The organism is Prevotella sp. tf2-5 (assembly GCF_900115435.1).
Taxonomy (GTDB): domain Bacteria; phylum Bacteroidota; class Bacteroidia; order Bacteroidales; family Bacteroidaceae; genus Prevotella.
Window position 1 is genome coordinate 112,528 of the sequence record NZ_FOWK01000009.1, and the last position, 25,278, is coordinate 137,805.

Here is a 25,278-nt window from a genome sequence, read left to right on the forward strand (position 1 = left end):
ATTATTTCTCGTGCCAGAACTCCCATGAGGCGAAAGCCTGCAACAAGAGCATCTCCAGTCCGTTCTTTACATTGGCTCCATATTCGGCACCCCGTTTCATGAACAGTGTCTCGTCAGGATTATAGATAAGGTCGTAAAGGATGGTGTGACTGTCCATTGCCTCATACGGCAGGTCGGGACATACCTCGGTCTTGGGGTACATACCCAGAGGGGTACAGTTGACAATCACGTTATACTCTTTCACCACCTCCGGCGTGATACTCTGATACTGAATCGTATCCGGACGCTCATAACGGCTGACGAAGACAGTCTCTAGTCCGAGACTGCGCAGTCCGTAGTCTATCGCCTTCGAGGCTCCGCCCGTTCCGAGGATAAGCGCCTTTTGGTGCCATTTCTTATCAAGCATCGGCTCAATGCTCTTGGTAAAACCGATGACATCCGAGTTATAGCCCTTCAGCTCCGTCTTATTGCCACGATGGGTGACACGGATGACATTGACGGCTCCGATGGCACGTGCCTCCGGAGCGATGCTGTCCAGGAAGGGTATCACTTTCTCCTTATAGGGGATGGTGACATTGAGCCCTTTCAGTTCGGGGTTAGAGCCCAGCACTTCGGGGAGTGCGTCGATATTGGGGATCTCATAGTTCTCATACACGGCATCGATGCCTTCATCCTGAAACCTCTGGTTGAAGTAACTGATGGAGAACGAGTGTCCCAACGGGTAACCGATTAGTCCGTACTTATCCATAATTCTTTTCCATTTATTTTGTTGCGAAATACATCGTGCAGATACCGAACGTCAGTCGTTTGAACTGTGCGGTCTGAAAACCAGCCTTCCTCAGTATCTCCACCATCTGCTCTCCCTGCGGGAATGCCTCGATGGTCTTGGTGAGATACGAATAGGCGGCAGTGTCCTTGGAGATGAGTCTGCCATAGACGGGCAGTACCGTGTGGGCATAGATGTGGAAGAGTTGTTTCATGGGGAAAGACACCGGTGATGTCAGTTCGACAATACTCAAATGTCCTCCCTCCCTCAATACCCTGCACATCTCCTGCAGCCCTTTGTCGAGGTCGGCGAAGTTGCGGATGCCGAAGGCTGCCGTGACAGCGTCGAAGGTATTGTCAGGGTAGGAGAGCGCCGTACAGTCTTCTTTCTCAAACGAGATGACATCCTGCAAGCCCTGTCTCCTCACTTTCTCCCTGCCGATATTCATCATACCTTCCGAGATATCCGCTCCGATAAGTCGCTGAGGCTTGAGCATCTCTGCGGCAAGGATGGCGAAGTCACCCGTTCCTGTTGCGATATCAAGCATCGTCTGTGGCTGGTAGGGCTGGAGTTGCTGGATAGCCTTCTTACGCCACCCACGGTCTATGTCCCATGAGAGACGATGGTTCAGCGTGTCGTAGGTAGGGGCGATGTTATCAAACATCTGCTCCACCTGCGTAGCCTTGCTGCCCTCATGATAGGGCTTGATCGTCTCTTGCTGGTAACTCATTTCAGTTGTTCTAGTTATTCAAGATTATCTAGAGTTTCTAGTTTATCTAGTCTTCAAATACTCGCTGACATTCTTCTCGATACGGGCGGCGATATCGTCATTGTCGCTTGCCTTCTCGAACTTCTCTCCGATGATATGCTCGTAGAGCTCGATATAACGGTCTGAGACGCTCTCTGCATACTCGTCGGTAATCTCAGGCATCACCTGTCCGGGCTCGTTCATGAAATCATGCTCGATGAGCCATTGGCGCACGAACTCCTTCGAGAGCTGCTTCTGGGGCTCACCCTTGGCGAGCTTCTCCTCATAACCGTCGGCATAGAAATAACGACTGGAGTCCGGGGTGTGAATCTCGTCGATGAGATACACCTTACCATCGCGCTTGCCGAACTCATATTTCGTATCCACGAGGATGAGTCCGCGCTTGGCGGCAATCTCCTGTCCACGAGCGAAAATCTTGCGGGTATAGTCCTCCATCACGGCATAGTCCTCTGCCGATACGAGTCCCTGGGCGATAATCTCCTCTTTCGAGATATTCATGTCATGACCCTCGTCAGCCTTGGTCGTCGGGGTGATGATAGGCTCAGGGAAACGCTCGTTCTCCTTCATACCGTCAGGCAGTTTCACACCGCACAGCTCACGGCAACCGTTCTTGTACTCACGCCATGCCGAGCCTGTCAGGATGCTGCGGATAATCATCTCCACACGGAAACCCTCGCACTTCAGACCTACTGTCACCATCGGATCGGGGGTGGCGAGCTTCCAGTTCGGACAGATGTCCGTAGTGGCATCCAGGAACTTAGCGGCAATCTGGTTGAGCACCTGTCCCTTAAAGGGGATACCCTTCGGCAGAATCACGTCGAAAGCCGAGATGCGGTCGGTAGCCACCATCACCATCAGGTCGTCGTTGATGTTATACACGTCACGGACTTTTCCGTGATACACACTCTTTTGTCCTTCAAAATTGAAGTCAGTCTTTGTTAATGCTTTCATTGTTATCTTTGTTTTGTTTCTCTTTGTCAAAGCGTTCGTAGGCATTCACGATACGTGTTACCAGTTTGTGGCGCACGATGTCCTTGCGTCCCAGTTCCACCACACCGATGCCCTCTACGTCCTTCAGGATGCGCAGCGCCTCCACCAGTCCTGAGAGCTGAGTCTTCGGCAGGTCTATCTGCGTCATGTCACCCGTGATGATCATCTTCGTGTTCCATCCCATACGGGTCAGGAACATCCTGATCTGCTGCGGAGTGGTGTTCTGTGCCTCGTCGAGAATGACCACGGCGTCACTCAGCGTTCTGCCTCGCATGAAGGCGAGAGGGGCTATCTGGATGATATGTTTCTCCATCATCTCCTGCAACTTCATCTGTGGCAGCATGTCCTCCAGTGCGTCGTACAGCGGTTGCAGATACGGGTCAATCTTATCCTTCATATCACCGGGGAGGAATCCCAGCTTCTCACCAGCCTCTACGGCAGGGCGCGAGAGGATGATCTTCTTCGCCGTCTTCTCCTTCAGAGCCTTTACGGCAAGGGCGATGGAGAGGTAGGTCTTTCCCGTTCCGGCAGGCCCTACGGCAAACACCATGTCGTTCTGCTCGTAGGCATCGATGAGCCGCTGCTGGTTCTCCGAGCGTGCCTTGATAGGTCGCCCCGACATGGTATAGCATACGACACCCTCCGGCACCTCGTCCTTCGTGCGATGTCCCTTCACGATGTCCAGGATGTCCTCCTCGTTCAGCGCATTAAACCGCAACACGTGCTGGCGCAGTTTCTCGGCACTCTCCTCGAAGGCAGCCATCTGCTCCTCGTCACCCAGGATGCGGATGACATTGTCTCGTGCCACGATGCGCAGCTTTGGATACAGAGCCCGCAACATCTGCAAATGCCCGTTCCCTGTCCCGTAGAACACGACAGGGTCAATATCCTCTAATACAATATGTTTCTCTATCATAATAATGGTTGCAAAGATACGAATAAGTGAGAAGAAAACCAAATTTTATTTGGGTTTTCTCGAACTGAAGTATCTTTGGTGAAACCAAAGTTACGAATATTTTGGGAGAAATTCGTTTTTCCGCGAGAAAATTTGTACCTTCGCAGCCAAATGAAGATAACGAAGAATAAATATTTGCTTGGATTCGCCGTGGCAGTGGTGCTTTTAGCCATTATTAGGGCGGTATTTCCAGGGGTTGACAATAGTCAGCAGACAACAGATAATAGTCAACAGACGGAAATTGACAGTCAAGAAACGTCAACAGATAACGCTCCCTTGTCAATTGCCAACAGTCGACATACTATTTTTACAGGCAAAAAGCACCGCATTTTAGGTGTCCATAATTATAAGGAGTCGTTTCCTGACAGTCAGGCAGTGCAGATCGTAGCCGCGGAGAAATGGGGGGTGCGTCCCGTCAAGAACCGTGAGGATGCGGAAAAGCGTATGAAGGAGTTGGTGTATGTGGGGGCAAGTCCGTACTATCATATCGACCCGTTGTACAGCAGTATTCCGTATCTGGTGCCTCGTGCCGCTGTGTTACTGCAGGACATCGGTCAGGCATTCTACGACAGCCTGTATGTGAAGGGTGTCCCCTTCAACCAGTTGATAGTTACCAGTGTGCTGCGTACGGAAAACGATGTAGTAAAACTGCGCCGAAGAAACGGCAACGCAACGGAGCGCAGTTGTCATCTCTTCGGCACGACTTTTGATATTTGCTATAACCGGTATCACCCTGTTACTCAACCTGTTCGTGACGACACGTTAAAGTGGGTGTTGTGCGAGGTGCTGAGGGATATGCGTGAACAGGGACGCTGTTATATCAAGTATGAGGTGAAGCAAGGTTGCTTCCACATGACCGTTAGGTAAAAGCCTCACCCCCAACCCCTCTCCTTCTGAGAGGGGAGTGATTATCTTGACATGAGGAACGCCTTGAAGTCTTCGAAGTTCTTACTGAGTTCAACACTTTGTTTCTGACCTCTCATGAAAGCGGCAAGGCGTTCAGGTATCTCAACGTCACCACCGATGATGCGGTCTACAGTCTCCTTGAACTTAGCAGGGTGGGCAGTCTCGCAGAACACTCCGACCTCACCATCTTTCAGTCCTTCCTGTAAGGCACGATAGCCACAGGCACCATGTGGGTCGAGGGTATAGCCCGTCTCCTGATAACACTGGCGCATGGTCTCCTCAATCTGTGCGTCACTATAGGTGGCACCACTGATCAGGCTGCTGATGCGCTCGTGGCTCTTGCCGTAGAGGTCGTAGATACGGGCGAAGTTAGAAGGGTCGCCCACATCCATCGCATTGGCAAGGGTCTGCACGGAAGGTTTCGGCTCGTACTTTCCTGTCTGCAGATACTTATAGAAGATATCGTTGGCATTATTGGCAGCAATGAAACGCTTGATGGGCAGTCCCATGGCATGTCCGAACAGAGCGGAACAGATATTTCCGAAATTACCAGATGGCACACACATCACGAGGTCTTCCTCAATATTTACATTATTACATTTTCCAGTTTTTACATTTTCCTTCATGCGGGCATAGGCATTGAAATAATAGAATGCCTGTGGCAAGAAACGGGCGACATTGATGCTGTTGGCAGAGGTGAGTCTCATGTGCTTGTTCAGTTCCTCGTCCATAAAGGCGTTCTTCACCAGTGCCTGACAGTCGTCGAAGACACCGTCCACCTCCACGGCAGTGATGTTCTTGCCAAGGGTGGTAAACTGGCTCTCCTGAATCTTGCTGACCTTTCCCTTAGGATAGAGCACATAGACGTGGATGCCGTCCACTCCGAGGAAGCCGTTGGCAACAGCACTTCCCGTATCGCCGCTGGTGGCTACGAGGACGTTGACCTCTTTGTCCTCCTGACTCCTGTCTCCTGACTTCTTGATAAAATACTGCAACAGTCTTGCCATGAACCTGGCACCCACATCCTTGAAGGCGAGGGTAGGACCATGAAAGAGTTCCAGCGTGTAGATATTATCTTTCACCTTCACTACGGGGCAGTCGAACGACAGTGTGTCATAGACAATCTTCTTCAGTGCCTCTGCCTCTACATCCTCACCGAAGAAAGCATCGGCAACGGTATAGGCTATCTCCTGGAAACTCTTCGTCTCGATGGTGTCGAAGAACTCTTTGGGCAGTTGTTTGATACGTTCGGGCATGTAGAGTCCCCGATCTTCTGCCAGTCCTTTCACGACGGCTTTCTGCAGGTCGGCAATGGGTGCCTTCCCATTTGTGCTATAGTATTTCATATCTTCATAAATTCGTTCATAAATTCATTTAATCTCAGCAGACCGTAGGAACCATTGACACATGAAACTTCGTCATACTCTTGTACGTCATCGGGCTCAATGCCACGATGCCATATCAGGAACGGAACGGGCTGACCGACGTGGATGCGCTGCTCAACAGGTGTCAAATGGTCGGGGAGTACAGCGATACAGACATCATCCTGCCAGTCCTTCACCTCATGATAGATAGGGGCAATAAGTCGTTGGTCAAGATACTCGATGGTCTTGAGTTTCAAATCAAGGTCACCATCATGACCAGCCTCGTCACTTGCCTCCACATGAACAAAGACGAAATCGTCTTGTCGGAGTGCGTCAATAGCAGCCAGTGCCTTTCCTTCGTAGTTGGTATCAGCGAGTCCTGTGGCACCAGGAACTTTGATGATACGCAGACCAGCGTATTTGCCAATGCCTTGGATCAGGTCGACAGCCGAGATAACAGCACCACTCTTGATCTCAGGATATTGCTGCATCAGTGTCTCCATGGACGGACGATAACCTCCGCTCCACGGCCAGATACTATTTGCCTGTCGTTCACCCTTGGCAGCCTTTGCAAGATTGTAAGGGTGTTTGGCAAGAAGTTCCTGTGATCTCAGGATGAGGTCATTGATGAGGTCGGCAGTTTGTTGAGGGGTGAGACGGGAGTTCTCAGAGTTCTCAGAGTTCTCGGAGTTCTCTGGTTTTACAAGTAATGGTCTCCACTCCTCATTCGGATGGTCATGGGGTGGGGCACAAACGATGTGCTTGTTACCTCCCTTGATGACCAATAGGTGACGATATTGAATACCGGTAATGAACCTCACACGGTCACTGCCTAAGTGTTCGTTGAGATACTCAATGAGAACACGGGCATCATCTGTCTCTAAGTTGCCACCATTATGCGTGATAATTTTTCCATCCTCAATGGTGATGATATTACAGCGGATGGCGAAATCGTCATCAGCCATCTCATAACCGATAGAGGCAGCCTCCAAGGGACCACGCCCTTCATACACTTTATTTAAGTCATAGCCAAGAATAGCGGTGTTAGCCACCTCACTACCGGGAGGAAACCCTTCAGGTACAGTCACTAATCGTCCACAACGACCTTCCTTTGCCAGTTGGTCCATCATCGGCTTATGGGCATATTGCAGCAACGTCTTTCCACCGAGTCGCTCGACGGGAAGATCTGCCATACCATCTCCTAAAATTATTACTCGTTTCACTTCGTAATGATTTTACAATTTAATAATTATAAAATGTAAAAATTACAGTTTGGCATTCTTACATTTTTAAATTATATCATTTTTACATTGTCAATCGCTAAATATTAGCGATTGACATGATGTTGGCGAAGACACCAGCGGCAGTCACAGCGGCACCGGCTCCATAACCCTGGATCAGCATCGGGTACTCCTTGTAACGCTCAGTGGTGAGCAATACGATGTTGTTAGAACCTTCCAGTCCATAGAAAGGATGACCATAAGGAACTTCCTTCAGTGCGACGCTCGTCTTGAAATTCGATGGGTCGTTCTCGTCGGCTTCCATCGTTGCGACGAAACGCCAGCGCTTATTCTCGGCTTCCAGTCTCTGACGGCGAGTCTCGAAGTCAGCATCGAGTTCCGGCAGTTTAGCCCAGAAGTCATCGAGACTTCCCTCAAAGTAACTGTCAGGAACGAAGAGGTGTTTCTCCACGTCAGCCTGTTCCACTTTATAACCAGCCTCACGGGTGAGGATCACCAGTTTACGGATCACGTCCGTACCACTGAGGTCTATACGTGGGTCAGGCTCAGAGTAACGCTGCTCCTTGGCACGACGTACCGTCTCAGAGAAAGGAACGTCTGCTGCTATCTCGTTGAAGATGAAGTTCAGCGTACCACTCAGGATTGCCTCAATCTTCAGAATCTTATCACCAGAATTACAGAGGTCATTGATGGTACCGATAATCGGCAAACCAGCACCTACGTTCGTCTCATAGCGGAACCAGACACCACGATCACGGGCCGTCTGTTTCAGTTTCAGATAACTGTCGTAGTCACTGGAGGCGGCAATCTTATTGGCAGCCACCACGGATATATTATGCTCCAAGAATGTCTGATAGAGTTGTGCGATCTGACGACTTGCCGTACAATCGACGAAGACGCTGTTGAAGATGTTCATCTTGATAATCTCCTCACGCATGTGCTCTGTGTCTGCCTTGAATCCTGCACGCAGGATCTTCTCATAGTTGTCAAGGTCAATACCATCGCGATCCAGTACGAAGTTGTCCACATCGGAGATACCCACCACATTCAGTTTCAATCGTCTTGACTGCATGAGGAACTGCTGCTGGGTACGAATCTGTTCGAGCAGCATACCCCCCACGGTACCAATACCACAGATGAAGATGTTCAACACCTTGTATTCTGACAGGAAGAACGAGTCGTGCAGTACGTTGAGTGACTTGCGCAGGAACTTGCCGTCCACTACGAATGAGATATTCGTCTCAGAGGCACCCTGAGCACAGGCGATCACACTGATACCAGAACGTCCGAGGGTACCGAAGAGTTTACCAGCGATACCTGGTGTCTGTTTCATATTCTCACCCACGATAGCGATGGTAGCAAGACCGCTCTCCACCTGCATGGGGAACATGGCACCCGTCTCAATCTCCTTGGCGAACTCAGCGTTGAGTACTTCTGCAGCGGCAGCGGCATCCTCGTCACGTACACCAATAGAGGTGGAGTTCTCAGAAGAAGCCTGTGATACCATAAACACAGAGATGCCTTTATTGGCAAGGGTGGTGAAGATACGGCGGTTCACACCGATGACACCCACCATCGACAGACCAGTGACAGTAATCAAAGAAGTACCCTTGATACTGGAGATACCCTTGATAGGTTTCTGGTCGTCGTCAATCTTTGCCTTGATAAGTGTTCCCGGATGCTCGGGATTGAAAGTGTTCTTGACCCTGATAGGGATATTCTTGACACAGACAGGGTATATCGTCGGGGGATAGATGACCTTCGCACCGAAGTTACAAAGCTCCATCGCCTCGATATAAGAAAGCTCATTGATGGTATAGGCTGTCTTGATGACTTTCGGGTCGGCAGTCATGAAACCGTCCACATCCGTCCATATCTCCAGACATTCAGCATTCAATACAGCGGCTATGATAGAGGCGGTATAGTCTGAGCCACCACGTCCCAGGTTTGTTGTCTCATGGGTATCACGGTCGCGGGCAATGAAGCCAGGTACCACATACACCTTGTTTGTTGCGGTAGGGTCGCTACCTACTGAACTGAAAGACTCCTTTACCAGTTGTGTGGTCAGGTCAGCGTCAATCACATGCTTGCCCTGTTTACGCTCTGTACGGATGAAGTCACGGGCATTCATACGGATACCGTTCTTCACCATGGCGGCGACGATGTGTGACGACAGACGCTCACCATACGATACGATGGTGTCCTCTGTCTTCTTCGACAGGTCGTGAATGAGATACACACCATAGTAGATACTCTTCAACTGGTCGAAGAGCTGGTCTACATTGTTGAATAAGTCTACGCGCTTTTTGTCATCGGAGATGATGGCATCAATCATCTGGTGGTGGCGTGTCACCATCGCGTCGAATTCCTCACGATAGCGGTCGTCGCCCTGTTTTGCCATCTGTGATGTGGCGATCAGTTTGTCGGTGATGCCGTCAAGTGCACTTACTACTACTACGACAGGTTGCGTCCGAGCCTCTGTCTCCACAATTTTCTTCAAGCTAAGAATGCTTTTTACGGAACCTACGGACGTTCCGCCGAATTTCATTACTTTCATATCTCTATGCAATTTATCTTGCCAGACGGTACCCTTTAACAAGCAGGGCTTACTCCATTGGCGGTGCAAAGGTAATGAAAAATGTAATAATGTAATAATGTAAAAATGTAAAAAATGTAAAAATGCGAGTTTCCCCGCATTTTTACTTATTAATTATTGCCTTTTATAATTTTCTAATTTTTACATTCTAACTATACAGGAAACGTTTGATACTACGCTTGGGGGTCTTGGCGAACTCCTCCGTGCGGATCTCTATTTCCGTAATCTTCTCATAGGCAGGCAACTGTTCGTTCAGTTGCTGACGGTTCTGTTCCATGATATTCTTGATATCCTCCTCGTTGAAGTTCATGTTCTTCGCCTCGTCATAGTCGGGATATACCAGTCCGACGAGTTTCGTGTCACGCTGTACCACAACACTCTCGACGACCAGTGTCAGAGAGTTCAGCTTGTCCTCAATCTCCTCTGGGTAGATATTCTGTCCATTAGGACCTAACAGCATGTTCTTTGAACGTCCGTTAATAAACACATTTCCGTCATAGTCCATCGTGCCGAGGTCACCAGTATGGTACCAGCCTTCCTCGTCGAGCGTCTCCTTGGTGGCTTCCTCGTTCTTATAGTAACCCAGCATCACATTAAGTCCCTTGGCGAGAATCTCACCAGGTTTATGGGCAGGGTCGCTGGAGTTAATCTTCACCTCCATGTGGTAGGCAGCCTGTCCACAGGAGCCCTGTGCGAAGGTCTGCCAGTCACGGTAACAGATAATCGGGGCACACTCTGTAGCGCCATAGCCGACAGTATAGGGGAACTCGATTTTCTTCAGGAAAGACTCCACCTCCTGGTTGAAGGCAGCGCCACCGATGATCACCTCATAGAGCTCGCCGCCGAAAGCCTTCACCACCTCTTTGCAGATCATCTGTCGTACCTTCTTCGAGATGACAGGCATCGACAGCAGCAGTCTCATGCGGTTATTCTGTATCTTGGGGAATACCTTCTTACGGATAATCTTCTCGATGACCAGTGGTACGGCGATGATAATCTTCGGTTTGATCTCCGCAAAAGCCTGTGCGATGATGGCAGGTGAGGGGATGCGGTTGAGATAATATACATGACAGCCATGCAGGAACTCAAAGATAAACTCGAAAGCCATACCGTACATGTGTGCCATCGGGAGGATGGAGATGATACGGTCTCCCTTGTCGATAATCTTGCCTAACACATACTCCGCGAAGTCGTAGTTTGACCAGAGGGCACGATAGGGTACCATGACACCCTTCGAGAAACCTGTTGTGCCGGAGGTGTAGTTGATCATTGCCAGTTCCTCGCCACTCTCCTCTATATAATAATGTACGTGTTCCTTACGGAAATATTTGGGGAATTTCTTGCCGTACAACTCATTCAGATGCTCTCGGGCATAGGTCAGCTTGTCCGTGCGTGACAGCATCAGCGAGTAGTCGGGGTTGTTGATGATACCCTCCAAATGTGGCATCTGTGTGGGGTCAATCTGTGTCGCTACATGATCACCTACGAAGAGCAGCTTGGAATCCGAGTGGTTGACGATATTATGAATCTGGTCTGCCATGAACTCATGGAGGATAGGTACGGCGATAGCTCCGTAGGTCAGGGTGGCAAGGAAAGCCACAGCCCACTGACTGGAGTTACGTCCACAGAGGGCTATCTTGTCGCCCTTTACCACACCACAGTTCTCAAACAGGATGTGCAGTTTCTCTATCTTACGTGCCACGTCATGGAATTGCAGGGTGGCTCCTTTGTAGTCAGTCAGTGCATCGAGGTCCCAATTGTCGATGATGCTCTGCTGTATAAGTTGATTAAAACTGGGTACGTTTTCCATATCGATTACGGTTATTTGTATAAGTAACGTTTAATGCTCTTCTTCGGTGTTTTCTCGAACTCCTCCTCACGGAGCTCAATCATGTTGAGACGACTGTATGGTGGCAGTATCTCATTGAGTTGCTGACGGTTTTGTTCCATCACGTTCTGCAGGTCCTCCTCAGAGAATCCCATCTCCTTTGCCTCGTCCATATCAGGGTAAACCAATCCGACGAGATGCTCACCACGCTGTACGATGATACACTCACTGACCAGTGTCATGGAACCGAGCTTATCCTCGATCTCCTCCGGGTAGACGTTCTGTCCGTTGGCTCCCAACAGCATGTTCTTCGAGCGTCCACGGATAAACAGATGACCATCCCACGACATCGTGGCAAGGTCGCCGGTATGATACCAGCCGTCCTCGTCGAGTGCCTTACGGGTAGCCTCTTCGTTCTTGTAATAGCCCAGCATCACGTTGGTGCCTCGCGTCACAATCTCCCCGGCAATCTCCTGTGGGTTGCTGGACAGGATCTTCACCTCCATATGGTCTACTGCTGTTCCACAGGAGCCAGACACAAAGTCATGGTAGTCGCTATAGGTAATCAGTGGTGCACATTCTGTGGTGCCATAGCCGACAGTGATAGGAAACTCGATGTCCATCATGAATTTCTCGATCTCCTGGTTCAGAGGAGCACCACCCACGATAACCTCATAAGCCTCACCACCAAAGGCGGCATATACCTCCTGACAGATACGCTCCTTCACTTTCTTGGAGACGACGGGCATCTGCAGCAGGATCTTCACGGCATTGCTCTGTATCTTTGGGAATACCCGTTTGCGGATAATCTTCTCGATAATCAAGGGAACGGCAACCACCAGATGGGGTCTTACCGTCTTGAAAGCCTCTGCGATAATAGCTGGGGAGGGTAGACGAGTCAGGAAAAACAGGTGGTAACCTGAGCAGAAGGGGAAGAGGAACTCAATAGCCTGTCCGTACATATGTGCCATAGGCAGGATACTCAGCATACGACTGTATTTCGGTATCTGCATTCCTAAGCGTTTGATACAGAAATCCACGTTACCCCATAGAGCACGGTAGGGTATCATCACACCCTTCGAGAACCCAGTCGTACCACTCGTATAGTTGAGCATACACAACTCCTCTGGGTCGTCGACGTACCAGTTGATATGCTCAGCACGGAACGCCATGGGGTATTTCTCACCGAACAACAGGTTGAGGTGCTCACGGGCATCCATCAGTTTCTCGTTTCTGCAGGTGTGTAGGGAGAAGTCAGGAAGGTTGAAGATTCCCTCCAGTTCTGGCATCTCCTTCGGGTCGATGAGGTTGACCACATAGTCGCCTACGAATAACAACTTGGATTCGGAGTGGTTGACGATATTATGTATCTGCTCTCCATTGAACTCATGGAGGATAGGCACGATGATGGCGCCATAGGTGAGGGTGGCGAGATAGGCTACAGCCCAATGGGCGGAGTTACGTCCACAAACGGCGATGCGGTCACCTTTCTCTATTCCCGCAGCCTCCATCATGATATGCAGTTTCTCTATCTTGCGGGCTACGTCGTGATACTGCAACGTAGAACCTTTATAGTCTGTCAGCGCGTCGAGCAGCCAGTTCTCCTTAATCGTCTTAACGATATAGGAGTTGAAACTTGGTATGTCGTTCATTGCACAATCTTCAAAATTTTGTGCAAAGGTAATATCTTTCCTGCACATTCGCAAAAATTTTGTGCAGTTTTTTGAAGGTTCAGGTAAAAATATTACAAAAAAGGTAAAATGGGACAAATAATCCTCACAATCGTATGACCTCGTCGCATAATTCACTAACTGTTTTGCGATGGGTGATAAACAACATGGTCTTCTCCTTGCAGTTAGTGAAGAGTCGTTTGTATAGCTCTTGTTCCGTAGGTCCGTCGAGACTGCTGCTGATCTCGTCAAGCAACAGGATATTACCGGGACACAGCAGTCCACGGGCAATGGCGATGCGTTGGGCTTGTCCCTCACTGAGTCCCTTGCCCCGTTCTCCCAGCTCGGTACTGAGTCCTTGTGGCAGGTCATTGATGAAATCAGCGCAAGCGGTATGGAGCACAGCCAACAGCTCATCGTCTGTGGCATTGGGCTTGGCGAGTTGGAGATTATAGCGGATGCTGCCGCTCATCAAGGTGTTTCCTTGTGGTACAAAGACGAAGTTAGGACGTGTCTGGATACCTATCATGTGCTCCCTGTCGTTGGTATACAAGGTGATACTCCCTTCTGTGGGCTTGATGAAACCGAGCAACAGTCTGAAGAGTGTTGTCTTGCCGATGCCTGTCTCTCCCATGATAGCGGTCTTGCTGCCTGCTTTGAAGTCATGACTGAAATGATCGACCACCAGACGGTCGCCGTCAGCATAATGGAATGACGTATTGTTAAAACGGATACCTGGTACCTCTTTCTCTGGTGTGCGCCCCTCAGTGGTAAACTCCTGCTCTGTCTGGTCCAGTTCCTCCAGCCTGTCGATACTTGCTGTGGCGTGGATGATGCCAGGAACCATGTTCAGCATCTGCAGGATAGGATGTTGTATCATACCCACCAACTGCAGGAAGGAGGTCATCACACCAAAGGTGATGGTACCGTTTCGCAGTCCGATACCTCCCCATACGAAAGCCATCAGGTAGCCCAGTCCGAAGACACAGCCCATGATCAGTCGGGTGATGACGGTGAAACGGGTCCGTCGCATCACATTACCTTGCAGACGTTGCTGCATCGTGTCCAGGCGCTCTGTCACCCATTGCTCACTGCCCAGGGAACGTAACACGGCATTATGCTCCATGGTCTCCTGCACCTGCATCTGTATCTTACTCTCGTCTTGTCTGATGTCGAGAGTCATCTTCCGTAATTTCCTGGCGATGAGCTTTCCGAAGATGATGGCAACGGGGGTGAGTATGAGCAAAGCCCATGCGAGACGGGCGTCAAACCATCGCATCATCAGGAAGGCACCACAGAGCTGTATCATGGTGACACTCATCTGGGGTATGGAGTCTGTTGTCACAGAGCTCACCGTGTCAATGTCCTTGGCAAGTCGTGAGGTGATATCCCCGGAGTGCATGGTCTTGTCACCAAAGAGCTGACGGTGGAAGAGTCTGCTGAATATCCTGAGGCGCAGCATATTGGTCTGGCGCACATTGGCGGTGGTCGTCATGTAGTAATATACCTGTCGTAATACCACACCGCCTACCACTGTCATGACCAGCCATAATACCATTTGCATGACATCCTCGGCGCTCCCGGAACGGATGGTCTTGTCAATAAACACACGGCTGAGCCATACCATCATCAGTCCGAGTCCTACTTGCCCGATACCGATGATGACACGCATCGCTGTGTTCCAGCGGATGCCCCTCATGTTAAGCCACAGCCATGTGACGTATTTCATTCAATAACTCCTTCTTTTTGCCATTGATTGATGATTTTGGCAACATCCTCTTTTGCGACATCGTTGCTAACCTCATATTCCTCGCAGAGCTTGTCGGCAAGTTGCTCGACGGTGAAGTCGCCCATGGCGTCTGCCTGCTTCCACAACCATGCCGCCGTCTCATTGAGGGCAAGCAGTCTGCCGAAGTTGACAGCGGCAAGTCCTTCACCAGTGATGACGTGCTCACCACAAACCTCACGTAGTACAAATTCTTTTTTGATTCTCATAATCTTCTGTATATTGCTAATATATATCTTCTAATAGGTCGCAAATACCACCAGAGCCTGGTGGCACGCATGCGCCATTTGCTGTATAAGTCATGTCGCTTGCCGTCAGCACTTACCACATGAGTGGCTATCGCACAGATGTCGTCAATCTTACAGTGTTCTGTGCCGATGATGTTGCCATCACCCATCAGTACCACGTCATGACCGTCGATCTTGATGATGCGGTGTACCACATAACGACAGTTCTCCACCCAGGCGAGTACCACATCACCCACCTTGGGATGATCTGGTTTCTGGAGGATGACACTCTCCTTGCCACCAATAATAAAAGGAAGCATGCTGTTGCCTTTGACGGGTAACGTCACACTCAGCCCCTCTTTTGCCAATCGGGTCGCCTCCTCTAATATCTCATGATCACTAATCATCTGTCAACTCTCAACTGCCTCCTGGCAAACCTTAGCCGCTTCCTCATCGGGCAGACACTCAAGATGGAAGACGGGTGTCGTCATGGCAAGGGCATTCTCTGTCTGATGCAGTCCGTCAGCAACATGCTGGTCCCACCGCTTACCACTAATACTGGGTACTAATGATGCGTAGGCCTCGATACCTTTCAGACGACGTATCTTGTTATAGGGTGCCTGACTGAGCAGCACGATACCACCCAACGGGTAACAGACATTTCGATAACAGGGGGTCTTGCCGCTCCAAGGACTGCCATAGACCGTTGCGCCATCATGCTGGATGCGTACCACAGGGTTGTCGTCGTTTACCAATGCCGTCCCCTCAATATATTTCAGCCATAGACGGGCATGGGTGCTCTTCCCCGTACCGCTCTTACCTAAAAACATATAAGCCTTTTCTTTGTGACTCACGACAGCGGCATGGAATAATACGGTGTCATGCGGTGCTGTGGCAAGAGCGTATAACACCATCAGCGCATTGTCAATGGCGAGCTTGCGATATTTACCTGTCATCACCAACAGTCCTTCGTGGTAGTCGTCAGGACATACCAGCCAGCCGGCTGTCTCGTATTGCCAACGGAACTCAAATACCGACTTGCCATCGGCTGTCTTGCCACAGAAGATTTCCTGACCTTCCTCTTCCTGACGCAGCTCCTCGGTATAGTCGATACGCTCACCGTCCTCGATGGTCAGAATGAATAATGCTGTGTCTTTGTCCCAACAGAACGGCTCATAGTTCCGCATCAGCGCAAAGTCCTCAACAGCTGTTTGTATGCCAAACACATGGTCAGCAACCTTGTAATATCTGGTCGTTATCATTGTCATCATCACTGCTGCACGATGTCAGCATACTTGCGCCGCAAATCATGAGGATGGCGGCTATCGTCCAAAACTTTATTTCTCTCATAATGTTTACAAACACGCTTTTTATGCGCTTTTAGACCGCAAAGGTACGAAATATTTATGAGAACATCAAAAAAATAGAGTAACTTTATGACATTCGACTTGTAACCTGTGAGCACAGATTATGCGGATTCAAATGTCACTTACCCGTCCTATGACATATTCTGCAACTATGTGGAACCATATATCTTTAAAAAATCCATTGAAAGATTTGCTACTTTCAGAAATAATCTTTATCTTTGCACTAAGCAATAACTTAAAACAAATATAATACTATGTTCCGAATACTTACTTCCCCAAGTGGATAATACAATCATCGACAAGGGCACTTACTAGAGCAGAAACACCTTACGCTTACCTCATAAAGATACATCCCTATGAGCATATGAAAAGGAGTGAAACGCTCACCTGTCCCTAGTGTTCCAAGCATCACTGACTATGGGGAAAATAGTATATTTGTGCTATGATTAATTAAAACCTGAATATGAAAAAGTTACTACGAAAATCGTTTTTAGCATTATTGCTGTTTACTTATGGAGCGAATGCATTGGCTGATGACTTTACTGTGGAGCGTGCAGTAAATTTGAGTCAGTTGGATTCATGGACAGACATAAGTAAGTTCCAATGGGAGGAAATCAATCAGTTCATACAGGACAACGGCGCCGAGATGGATGCCCTCAAGGAGGTCTTCCGCGACCCTGCTCCAAAGGATACCGTGGGCTTCTACAAGCAGATCTTCGACGCCCGCGACAACCAGTACATCGTCTTGCGTCTGGACAAGGCTCAGGGCAACCGGCCTTTCCACGTCCGCGTGACCTGCATCAAGAGCACCACAGACCCCTCGCTGAACAACACGAAGGTGTTTTCCGCCAATAACTATGCCTACATCATGCCGCCCATCACCGAGAACCAGATTGAGGTGAAGATATGGCCGCAGGGTCAGGGTGAGGAGACGGCGAAGACCTTCACCTTCAAGAGCCACAGCTACGGTTCGGCCTCCGTGCGTTCGGTGATGCTCGACAAGAGCCGCATCGTCGATGGCGACTATACCCTGCAGCTGATTCGCTACAACAGCGACACACAGTTGAGCGACACGGCCTACATTAAGAACATGGTGGTGGACAAGCTCTACACCTTCTACGACTACGACGGCGGCGACCTGGTTGAAGCCTATCTGATGGCTGACAATTTCAAGCGCATCAAGCTCAACCACGAATGGTGGGCCAGGGACGCCGTGACCCATGTGAGTGACAACACAGTGTCGGTGTCGACGGGTGCGAGTATGCCTTATAACAAGCACAAGCATCTGGAAGCACCGAACCCCACCTATTTGGATTCGCGACTCTTCTCGTATCACGACACACTGTGGGTGCATCTCTTCTGTGATAACGAGCCTTATTACGATACGGACGACCTGACAATGAACGCCGTGCGCTCCGACACAATCAACACGCCGATTGGTGAGCAACTGCTCAAGTGGGGCAAGGATCCCATGACGGGCCGTCTGTATGTGCTCACTGAAGGCGAGCCCGCCACCATAGAGTGCTACCGCGACGGCTTCCTGCCGAAGCTCTGCATGTATCCCGGCTCATACAACCATGCGACGGGCATCATCGACAGCGACAGGGAGGAGGTGGACATCTTCCTGGAGAGCATCCCCGAACCCGTCACTTCGCCCAGGGTGACCTCGTCGATACTCTCGACGCTGACGCCTACGCTCGACCGTCGCGGCGACTTCTACGTGAGCAGCATACAATCTTCGGACATCCTGCCCGTTCAGACCACCGAGACGGTTTACTACGACGAGTATGCCTCACACAAGGACACGATGAAGCTGGCAGACGACAAGATGTATTATCGCTTCGCCCGGATGGAGGTGGCCATCGTCGCACCCAAAACCTATGAAACCTCCGCTGCCATCACACTCATGAAGGCGAAGAACGATGCCGAGGAGAACGCCATCCTCAATGATAACCTCTCCGGCGACACGAGGCCTATCACCAGCCCACTCTTCGACTACAAATACTGGATCACGAGGTTTAATCTGAACGGATATCTCGACATCAACACCTCAGGCCGTCCCGCTGTTGCCTTTGCCGGCGACTCAGTGCGGGTTCTGCCCATCCTCTACAACAAGTATCTCGACCTGGAAAAGATGAAGGCTGACGCCCTCGCTAACGCTGCGGAGCGCCTCCAGGGAGACGAAGCGCAAAAGGCGGCAGAAGACTGGACGAAAGAAATGGCGCCAGCCGCCTATCCTCAGTTGACCTTCAACGTTCCCATGAAGAAGCCGTTCTACGCCCGCATCGGTCTCGAACTCGATTTCTTCAAGACCAAGAAGCTTCAGACGACGCTGACCCTCGGCGTCGGCACCGAAGAAAAGTACGACTTAATCGAAACAAGGAGCAGATGCTGGCCTAACGAGATGGAATCGAGCAAGTTGCAGTTGAAAAAGGCCGGTGAATACGATTTCGAAAATCAAGACTTATCGGCCGACCTGGTGTTTCTGCAGAGAGGGTCTGCTAGAGATGAGATATCGAGACCCGTGGGCGACCTGCAGTATAGTGCCTATGCGGAGTTGTATAGTAAGTTCTCCCTTCCGCTGTCGTTGGAGGGCAACGACTGGAAACACTGGTTCCGCGGCATGAAGTACGTCGATGAGGTCGGCTTGCGTGCAGAGGCTACGGCGAGTGCTAACTTCACCCTCGATTTCAGAGAATTGCTCCAAACCCTCAGCAAAATAAAGGGCATGCCCGATATTGTCAAGAAATTTAATGCTATAGCGAATCTACCGAAGGTGAAAGATCTCGTCGACTTTTTCGTTCCGAGGGTGCAAACCCACGCAGCCGTGAATGTCAGTGTTAACACGGGGCTCTATTCTTTCCAAAACACGCTGAATCTCCCCGACCCGCTGAAGAACCACGCCTTGGCCTTCAAGTTCTTCGGCCAGGCAAGCATCAACGGCTCCACCGGGACCGAAGTACCATATATCGTGGCGGTGCCGGCTGCTATTCCTTTTCCCACCCTGATTCCAGTATTTGGCGACGTTGGTTTCGAACTGAAGGCGGGTGCCGGCGCTGGCTTCAAGTATGCCCTAGGCTCCCGATTGGATTTCCAGAACGAATTCTCGGGCAGTGCCTGGAACTGGTTTGCCAACGCAAGTGCCAAATACTGGGTGAAGCTTTTCTTCTGGAAAGTACACCAACAGAGTTATGGTTGGGAAGGTGGCAATGAGCATCTCCTCACGCCGACAGACTTCTCGAACCCCTTCCACAAGAATTTTGCCTACTACCTAAGCGATGATGTCGATCCCGACAATAATCAGGCTCGCGCCGCCGCTCTTCCAGGCGATGCAGTAAGCAGTCAAGCCGACATAGAAATGCCGGTGAAGTTCATCTCAGGCGGTGAGAACATCATCTATCAGGGCAACCAGGGCGATCCCGATGACCCAAACAAGACGACGGTTGAGGTGGCCTCTCTGGGCAACCCCTCCATCATCTCCGACTGGCGTACGGGCGGATGCAGCGACTACGATGCAGCCTCAGTGCCCGGTCTTGACCTGGCGGTGATGGAGCAGGCTACTGCGACAGTCACCAAGGAGCAACTCGAGGATTCGCTGACGCTTGACGTGACGGTGAACCAGGTCAGCCGCGTCTATGACCTCTACTACACCAAGAAGACCTCCGGCACCAAGTGGTACCAGCCCAAGCCTATCTACAGTTCTCCCGAGACCGCTTCCTACAGGCCGCGTCTGGCTATGGCCGACGATGGCAAGGCTATAGTCATCTGGCAGGAGGGCACCATAAAGAAGGGCAGCTGGGTGCAGGAAGGAGACACCGTGCAGCTGTCCGACCTCATGATGAACGGCCATCTGATGATGTCGCGCTTCGACGGCAATGAGACATGGTCGGAGCCCGTGAAGCTGGTGGAGCTCAACGAGGACTTCTGCCTGAAGGACTACCGCGTCGCCTACGACGGCACTTCGGCCTTCATCGTGGCGCGCAGAAGTATCTCCAGCGTTCAGTATGAGAACGTCGGCATCATGGTGGACGGCAATAATATAGTTACGACGCAGACCATGGACGACATCGTAGGGGCCGTGGGCATGCACCGTGTGGGCGACTACAACTTGGTGAGCTGGATGACGATAGCTGACAGCACCAAGAACGAGATGTGCGTACGCATCAAGAGCTTCGGCATTGACGGTAAGGAAAAGAAAGGCATCAACTCCTCACTCATCATGAGCGGCTCCAACATCGACGAGTTCGTCATAGTACCCGACATGGAAGCCAAGTCGCTGAACAATGTGGCGCTGCTATGGCGTGAACAGGTTCTCGAAAACGACACCGTGCGTATGTGTATCCGTGCTTCGCGTCTGGTGCCCAACCAAGACGGCAGCTTCCATCTGGGTACACCTGTCACCGCTGTGCAGACGGAGGCGAACGGCATCATCCACAAGTTCGATGGCTACATGACCAAGGAGAAGATTGACGTATGCTTTGTGGGAACCGACCAGGAGGGCAACACCCAGCTCAACCGCAAAGCGGTTTACTTCGGCAACGCCTTTGGCTACACCGTTGACTTCGACCCGCAAGAGAACCAGGGCTTCCAGAGCCACAAGGATTTGATCACGCTGCTCGTCACCGTCACCAACTACGGCACCTCGACCATCAAGAACTGTGTGCTGAAAGTGGGCAATGACAAGACCTATCCGCTCAATATGACCGTCGCTGCCGGCCAATCCGTACCGGAGCGTGTTAATATACCTTATACTATGGGCGCCGGCATTGACACCAAAATGACGGTGGAGTACGACGATGTGCTCGGTCTCAACGACAAGGAGGAGATATCTAATAGTTCATCCAGGGCAATGGCTGAAGCAGGTCAGCGTGGGGAGAACATCCGCGAGCAGAACACTGCCCTATTCTTCCCCTACAAACCGAAGCTGAAGTGCTTCGTGGTGGCTCAGAAGGTAGACAAGAACGGCGACAACTACATCACCATCTGCGTGCGCAACTACTCCCGCCGCCGCCTGCCGAAGAACTTTGCCATCATCGTGGGCCTGAAGGAAACGTCCTACGGCTCGATTGTTTACACCACGAAGGGCAACGACCACATCAAGTACGAGACCAAGACGCTGCTCTGCAACTTGGAAGACACCAACAAGGGCGACGGCTACATGTACGACTGCGGCAGCTACCGGGCTGGCTACGTCACGCTCAAGGTGCCCGGTGTCACCGAGAAGGAGAAGATGTATGTCGGCGCCACGCTGGGCTACAAAATCCCGCTCATAGACCAATACGTGGGTCTTAGGGGAGGCACCTTCTGCGGTAGCGACAACAGCGGCGTGGTAACGCTCAGTCCCTCGTCCCAGGTGGTGTCTGTGCAGCACGTCTTCAGCAACGGCGACAAGGCCTCCCGGATGCACGTTAGCCGCAGCGGCGACCATCTGGTGGTGAGCGGCGTAAGAACTGGTGAGAATGTACGTCTCTACCAAGCCAACGGCACCGTGCTGGCTCGCAAGACAGCCGGAGAGGACGGCAAGGCAGTCTTCCCCATGATGCAGCACCGCGGGGTTGTGCTGATTTCGTCCGGCGACGAGACGGTGAAGTTTGCGTATTGATAAAGGATAATTGAAACCTGATAATTATGAAAAAGATTATATTGACATTTTTAATGACAGCTTTGGCGTTTGTGTCGGTCGGAGCGGTGGACATCACCGACCCCAATCTGATCTGGGACGGCAAGAAGACAGAGGATTTCAAAGCGTATAATGACACCAAGACCATCTACATTTATACGCCCGGCCAGTTCATTGCCCTCCACCACAAGGCGGAGGACTTTGAGAACGGACACCACAGTTACGACGATTGGACCATCTACCTGATGAACGACATCGACCTGAACAACCACAACATCCAGCCCTGGACCATCGGCTGGACTGACAGCCACCGCTTTGCCGGCCGCTTTGACGGGCAGGGCCACACCATCAAGAATATCTATATCGACGGCGGCGTGGACAACCGCGGACTCTTCGGATGGATATGCGGCGGTGATATTGTGAACCTCAGGTTGGAGAATGTCGTCATCAAGGCCGGCGACGGCGGTAACGAGCATGTGGGTGCCCTCTGTGGCAGGATGGATAACCACAGTCTCATCTCCCACTGCGCAGTGGTCAACTGCACGGTGAAGGCGATGGATGTCAACGACGGCGATGAGATTGGCACTTTCTGCGGCTATGTGGCCAACGACTGTAACGAGATTGAATATTGCTACACCGACGGCTCCGTGGAGGGCAGAAGCCAGATAGGCGGCATCGTGGGCAAGATGGAGAGCGGCGGCGACGGCTCCAGTGTGCAACACTGCTACTTCAACGGTAAGGTCATCGGTCACGACAAAGACTACCGCTACATTGTCGGTGAGATTAACGGACAAAAGGTGGCTAATTGCTTCTATCTTAATCGCCACGACGGCGTCGATGGTGGCGGCGGCACGGCATGCACGGAGGAGGAGCTGAAAGCGCCCATGCTCTTCGGCGAAAACGATGCCGAGTGGGTCTATCCTATTAACGGTTATCCCGAGCTGAAGGTGTTCTTGCGCTATAATCCAGGCGACTCGTTCTACACGACGAATGTGGGCCACATAGACAATTACGAGGCTATCGACCTCCCTGGCTACCTCAGTGTGAGAAGCAAGACGGAGGTGGAGAGGATGAAGTATGTGGAAGAAGACATTATCAAATGGACGGAGGTCACCTCTGCCAACGTAGTCCTAGAGAAAGTCATCGGTGCTGCGGCCTACGACGACTTTATCGTCAACAGCAACCAGCAATCCTATTTCAGCCCTATTACGCTCACCAACACCGCTCTCGGCGCCAACGCTTTCGAAAAACTTAGAGCAGTGAATGGAGTGTCGCTTCCTGAAACAATCGACAGCATCGCCTTTCCGCAGCGCCACGAGGTGCAGCATACCATTGTGCTCAGCAACGACCTCTCTGGATGCGCCGTGAAGGACAATGCCCTCTACGACATGAATCACCGCTACCTGCTCACGGCGGTTAAGGCACCGGCCACTCTGACCATTCATCAGGAATTTGCCGATAGCATTGCAGACTATGCCTTTGAGAATATGAAGGATCTGAAGACGCTCTATGTGGACACTTGGGTAGAGGCAGGTCTCGAGGTGGACGACGGTGAGAACCGCCCGCCAGTCCTTAAACTGAAGGGCGGACATGCATTCGACGGCTGTCCGGAAGAGCTCGACATATTTATCAAGGACGGCACCCAGTATCAGCTCTTCCTCGGCTATCAGGCCTCCGGCGGCTACGGCTACAGCAATGCCGACTATTGGAACCTGTTCTACTCCGACTATCAGGACGTCCCCAACCACATGTTTACATACTTCCCCATCAATCGTAACGAGGGCGGCATGTCCACCATGATACTGGGCTATCCAGTGGAACTGCCTGAGGGAGTAACAGCATGGTGGGCCTCCTCACTCAGCAACGGCAATGTCAATCTGCAGAAATTAGGCACACAGATAGTACCCGCGTTGACCCCTGTGCTGCTCACCTATGAGGGCACCGGACCACTCTATCTCTCACACTATGAAGGCGACAATCCAGGCGCTGCAACCGATTATGAAAACAATCTCTTCAAGGGCAGCGTTGATCCAGGTGGCCACAATATGACATCATCCGAACTGATGAGTAACTTCTTCACGTTAGGCCGCCCTGCAGGCGACGACAGCTACAATAAACTGGGCTTCTATCAATATCACCCCAAGAACAACATACTGCCCGCTTATGTCGCCTGGCTTGCCAACAATGACATACCTTCAGAAATGCGGTTGCTGGCTAATTTCAACGACGATGCCACACTGATTAACAACAGCACGCTTAAGCCATCACTCAACGGCGAGAAGCAAGTGTACACCATGCAGGGCATTCGCATCGACCCGTCAACCATGCGCAAAGGTAACATGTATATCGTGAATGGCAAATTGGTAATCAATCGATAAAAAGACAACAGCTATGAAAAAGAAAACATATATATCACCCCTCTGCAACATCGTCAACGTCCCACAGATGACATTACTCAGTGGCTCGCCTAATACAAAAGTTCCCTACGATCCAAACATAAATACAGGCGAAGCCCTGTCACCATTTCTGGAAACAGACGAATTCATCGACATTGAAAAACTGTTGAACTGATAACAAACAAAAAAGCCCTGAAGATATTGCATCCTCAGGGCTTCTTTTAAAGAGCACAAGGGTCACCCCCTGTGAGCACAAACCCCAAGGCACCATCGAAGATGCCACAGCGACAGGTGAGTGACAGAAGATGTGAAGAAAATTTGGGGACTGAATGATCCAAAATAAGATACTCAGTTTTGTTCTTATTGAATAACAGTTAACAAATAACAGTTCCGATTTTCTGATTCGGTTTTCAATGATTGATTTCAGATTTCAGTAAGTCATAAGACATTGAATGCTATGACAAATGACGGATGACAGTTAGTGAAAGTCAACCTTTCTAGTAAAAGCGTCAACGATTCCCAGGGTAGGGTGTCAACTTCTTCCGTATGGATCATGGCAGTCACAAATCACAGATCACAGTTAAGGGTTATATCAAATATCAAATATCAGTTTATTAATTTGCAAAAAACCATGATATTAAATTTATTATATATATATTATATATAATATATATATAATAATATATATATATAGAATATACAGCCTTTATATTGTTTGTGTCTTTCACTAAACTGATATTTGATATTTGATATAGATTCGGCCAATCTCTCAAAACAAATAACTGTGATCTGTGATC

General features: G+C 50.5%; 17 protein-coding genes. 4 read left to right on the forward strand and 13 right to left on the reverse strand.

What is annotated here, in order from left to right:
• Position 1 precedes the first annotated feature (1 nt).
• Genes BM257_RS10375 through BM257_RS10390 form a run of 4 tightly spaced genes read right to left on the reverse strand, consistent with a single transcriptional unit; the run spans position 2 to position 3,441 of the window.
• Positions 2-748 (reverse strand): shikimate dehydrogenase family protein, encoded by a 747-nt coding sequence (locus tag BM257_RS10375; RefSeq protein WP_092072033.1) that lies wholly within the window; start codon positions 746-748, stop codon positions 2-4.
• 13 nt (positions 749-761) lie between these two features.
• Positions 762-1,496 carry a bifunctional demethylmenaquinone methyltransferase/2-methoxy-6-polyprenyl-1,4-benzoquinol methylase UbiE gene (ubiE, locus tag BM257_RS10380; RefSeq protein WP_092072036.1) on the reverse strand — a complete coding sequence of 245 codons (735 nt, stop codon included), beginning with the start codon at positions 1,494-1,496 and terminating at the stop codon, positions 762-764.
• A 42-nt stretch (positions 1,497-1,538) separates the two neighbouring features.
• Complete coding sequence (locus tag BM257_RS10385) at positions 1,539-2,486, reverse strand: phosphoribosylaminoimidazolesuccinocarboxamide synthase (RefSeq protein ID WP_092072039.1); 948 nt, start codon at positions 2,484-2,486, stop codon at positions 1,539-1,541.
• Positions 2,464-3,441, reverse strand: a complete 978-nt coding sequence (locus BM257_RS10390; protein ID WP_092072042.1) for a PhoH family protein — start codon at positions 3,439-3,441, stop codon at positions 2,464-2,466. The genes BM257_RS10385 and BM257_RS10390 overlap by 23 nt, the downstream gene beginning before the upstream one ends.
• 150 nt (positions 3,442-3,591) lie before the next feature.
• Between BM257_RS10390 and BM257_RS10395 the strand changes: the two genes are divergently transcribed.
• A complete protein-coding gene (locus BM257_RS10395; protein ID WP_092072045.1) occupies positions 3,592-4,347 on the forward strand; it encodes a DUF5715 family protein in 756 nt (251 codons plus the stop codon).
• A 41-nt stretch (positions 4,348-4,388) separates the two neighbouring features.
• On the opposite strand, the gene thrC is transcribed toward BM257_RS10395, so the two are convergent.
• The 9 genes from thrC to BM257_RS10440 all read right to left on the reverse strand — a co-directional run bounded on the left by thrC (position 4,389) and on the right by BM257_RS10440 (position 16,369).
• Positions 4,389-5,732, reverse strand: a complete 1,344-nt coding sequence (gene thrC, locus BM257_RS10400) for a threonine synthase (protein ID WP_092072048.1) — start codon at positions 5,730-5,732, stop codon at positions 4,389-4,391.
• Entirely contained in the window at positions 5,729-6,973 is a 1,245-nt protein-coding gene (locus tag BM257_RS10405; protein ID WP_092072051.1) for a cofactor-independent phosphoglycerate mutase, read from the reverse strand. The genes thrC and BM257_RS10405 overlap by 4 nt, the downstream gene beginning before the upstream one ends.
• Before the next feature lie 97 nt (positions 6,974-7,070).
• Positions 7,071-9,548, reverse strand: a complete 2,478-nt coding sequence (gene thrA, locus BM257_RS10410) for a bifunctional aspartate kinase/homoserine dehydrogenase I (RefSeq protein WP_092072054.1) — start codon at positions 9,546-9,548, stop codon at positions 7,071-7,073.
• Positions 9,549-9,735: 187 nt separating this feature from the next.
• Positions 9,736-11,397, reverse strand: a complete 1,662-nt coding sequence (locus BM257_RS10415; protein WP_092072057.1) for an AMP-binding protein — start codon at positions 11,395-11,397, stop codon at positions 9,736-9,738.
• A gap of 11 nt (positions 11,398-11,408) precedes the next feature.
• Positions 11,409-13,067 carry an AMP-binding protein gene (locus BM257_RS10420; RefSeq protein WP_092072060.1) on the reverse strand — a complete coding sequence of 553 codons (1,659 nt, stop codon included), beginning with the start codon at positions 13,065-13,067 and terminating at the stop codon, positions 11,409-11,411.
• A 124-nt stretch (positions 13,068-13,191) separates the two neighbouring features.
• Entirely contained in the window at positions 13,192-14,814 is a 1,623-nt protein-coding gene (locus tag BM257_RS10425; RefSeq protein ID WP_092072063.1) for an ABC transporter ATP-binding protein, read from the reverse strand.
• Positions 14,811-15,080 carry a PqqD family protein gene (locus BM257_RS10430; protein WP_092072066.1) on the reverse strand — a complete coding sequence of 90 codons (270 nt, stop codon included), beginning with the start codon at positions 15,078-15,080 and terminating at the stop codon, positions 14,811-14,813. The genes BM257_RS10425 and BM257_RS10430 overlap by 4 nt, the downstream gene beginning before the upstream one ends.
• Positions 15,077-15,505 carry a S24/S26 family peptidase gene (locus tag BM257_RS10435; RefSeq protein WP_255405755.1) on the reverse strand — a complete coding sequence of 143 codons (429 nt, stop codon included), beginning with the start codon at positions 15,503-15,505 and terminating at the stop codon, positions 15,077-15,079. Before BM257_RS10435 ends, BM257_RS10430 begins: the two co-directional genes overlap by 4 nt.
• Positions 15,506-15,508: 3 nt before the next feature.
• Positions 15,509-16,369 carry a hypothetical protein gene (locus BM257_RS10440; protein WP_255405756.1) on the reverse strand — a complete coding sequence of 287 codons (861 nt, stop codon included), beginning with the start codon at positions 16,367-16,369 and terminating at the stop codon, positions 15,509-15,511.
• Between the two features lie 559 nt (positions 16,370-16,928).
• On the opposite strand from BM257_RS10440, the gene BM257_RS10450 reads away from it, so the two are divergent.
• Genes BM257_RS10450 through BM257_RS14590 form a run of 3 tightly spaced genes read left to right on the forward strand, consistent with a single transcriptional unit; the run spans position 16,929 to position 24,656 of the window.
• Positions 16,929-22,067, forward strand: a complete 5,139-nt coding sequence (locus tag BM257_RS10450) for a hypothetical protein (protein WP_143096827.1) — start codon at positions 16,929-16,931, stop codon at positions 22,065-22,067.
• Positions 22,068-22,093: 26 nt separating this feature from the next.
• A complete protein-coding gene (locus BM257_RS10455) occupies positions 22,094-24,463 on the forward strand; it encodes a hypothetical protein (protein WP_143096828.1) in 2,370 nt (789 codons plus the stop codon).
• A gap of 13 nt (positions 24,464-24,476) precedes the next feature.
• Positions 24,477-24,656, forward strand: a complete 180-nt coding sequence (locus BM257_RS14590) for a hypothetical protein (protein ID WP_143096829.1) — start codon at positions 24,477-24,479, stop codon at positions 24,654-24,656.
• Positions 24,657-25,278: the final 622 nt, after the last annotated feature.

Coding starts and splice junctions, on each gene's coding strand:
- BM257_RS10415 (WP_092072057.1), bottom strand. CDS start 11,397: ATGGAAAACGTACCCAGTTTTAATCAACTTATACAGCAGAGCATCATC.
- BM257_RS10420 (WP_092072060.1), bottom strand. CDS start 13,067: ATGAACGACATACCAAGTTTCAACTCCTATATCGTTAAGACGATTAAG.
- thrA (WP_092072054.1), bottom strand. CDS start 9,548: ATGAAAGTAATGAAATTCGGCGGAACGTCCGTAGGTTCCGTAAAAAGC.
- BM257_RS10430 (WP_092072066.1), bottom strand. CDS start 15,080: ATGAGAATCAAAAAAGAATTTGTACTACGTGAGGTTTGTGGTGAGCAC.
- thrC (WP_092072048.1), bottom strand. CDS start 5,732: ATGAAATACTATAGCACAAATGGGAAGGCACCCATTGCCGACCTGCAG.
- BM257_RS14590 (WP_143096829.1), top strand. CDS start 24,477: ATGAAAAAGAAAACATATATATCACCCCTCTGCAACATCGTCAACGTC.
- BM257_RS10395 (WP_092072045.1), top strand. CDS start 3,592: ATGAAGATAACGAAGAATAAATATTTGCTTGGATTCGCCGTGGCAGTG.
- BM257_RS10455 (WP_143096828.1), top strand. CDS start 22,094: ATGAAAAAGATTATATTGACATTTTTAATGACAGCTTTGGCGTTTGTG.
- BM257_RS10450 (WP_143096827.1), top strand. CDS start 16,929: ATGAAAAAGTTACTACGAAAATCGTTTTTAGCATTATTGCTGTTTACT.
- BM257_RS10375 (WP_092072033.1), bottom strand. CDS start 748: ATGGATAAGTACGGACTAATCGGTTACCCGTTGGGACACTCGTTCTCC.
- BM257_RS10435 (WP_255405755.1), bottom strand. CDS start 15,505: ATGATTAGTGATCATGAGATATTAGAGGAGGCGACCCGATTGGCAAAA.
- BM257_RS10390 (WP_092072042.1), bottom strand. CDS start 3,441: ATGATAGAGAAACATATTGTATTAGAGGATATTGACCCTGTCGTGTTC.
- ubiE (WP_092072036.1), bottom strand. CDS start 1,496: ATGAGTTACCAGCAAGAGACGATCAAGCCCTATCATGAGGGCAGCAAG.
- BM257_RS10385 (WP_092072039.1), bottom strand. CDS start 2,486: ATGAAAGCATTAACAAAGACTGACTTCAATTTTGAAGGACAAAAGAGT.
- BM257_RS10440 (WP_255405756.1), bottom strand. CDS start 16,369: ATGATGACAATGATAACGACCAGATATTACAAGGTTGCTGACCATGTG.
- BM257_RS10425 (WP_092072063.1), bottom strand. CDS start 14,814: ATGAAATACGTCACATGGCTGTGGCTTAACATGAGGGGCATCCGCTGG.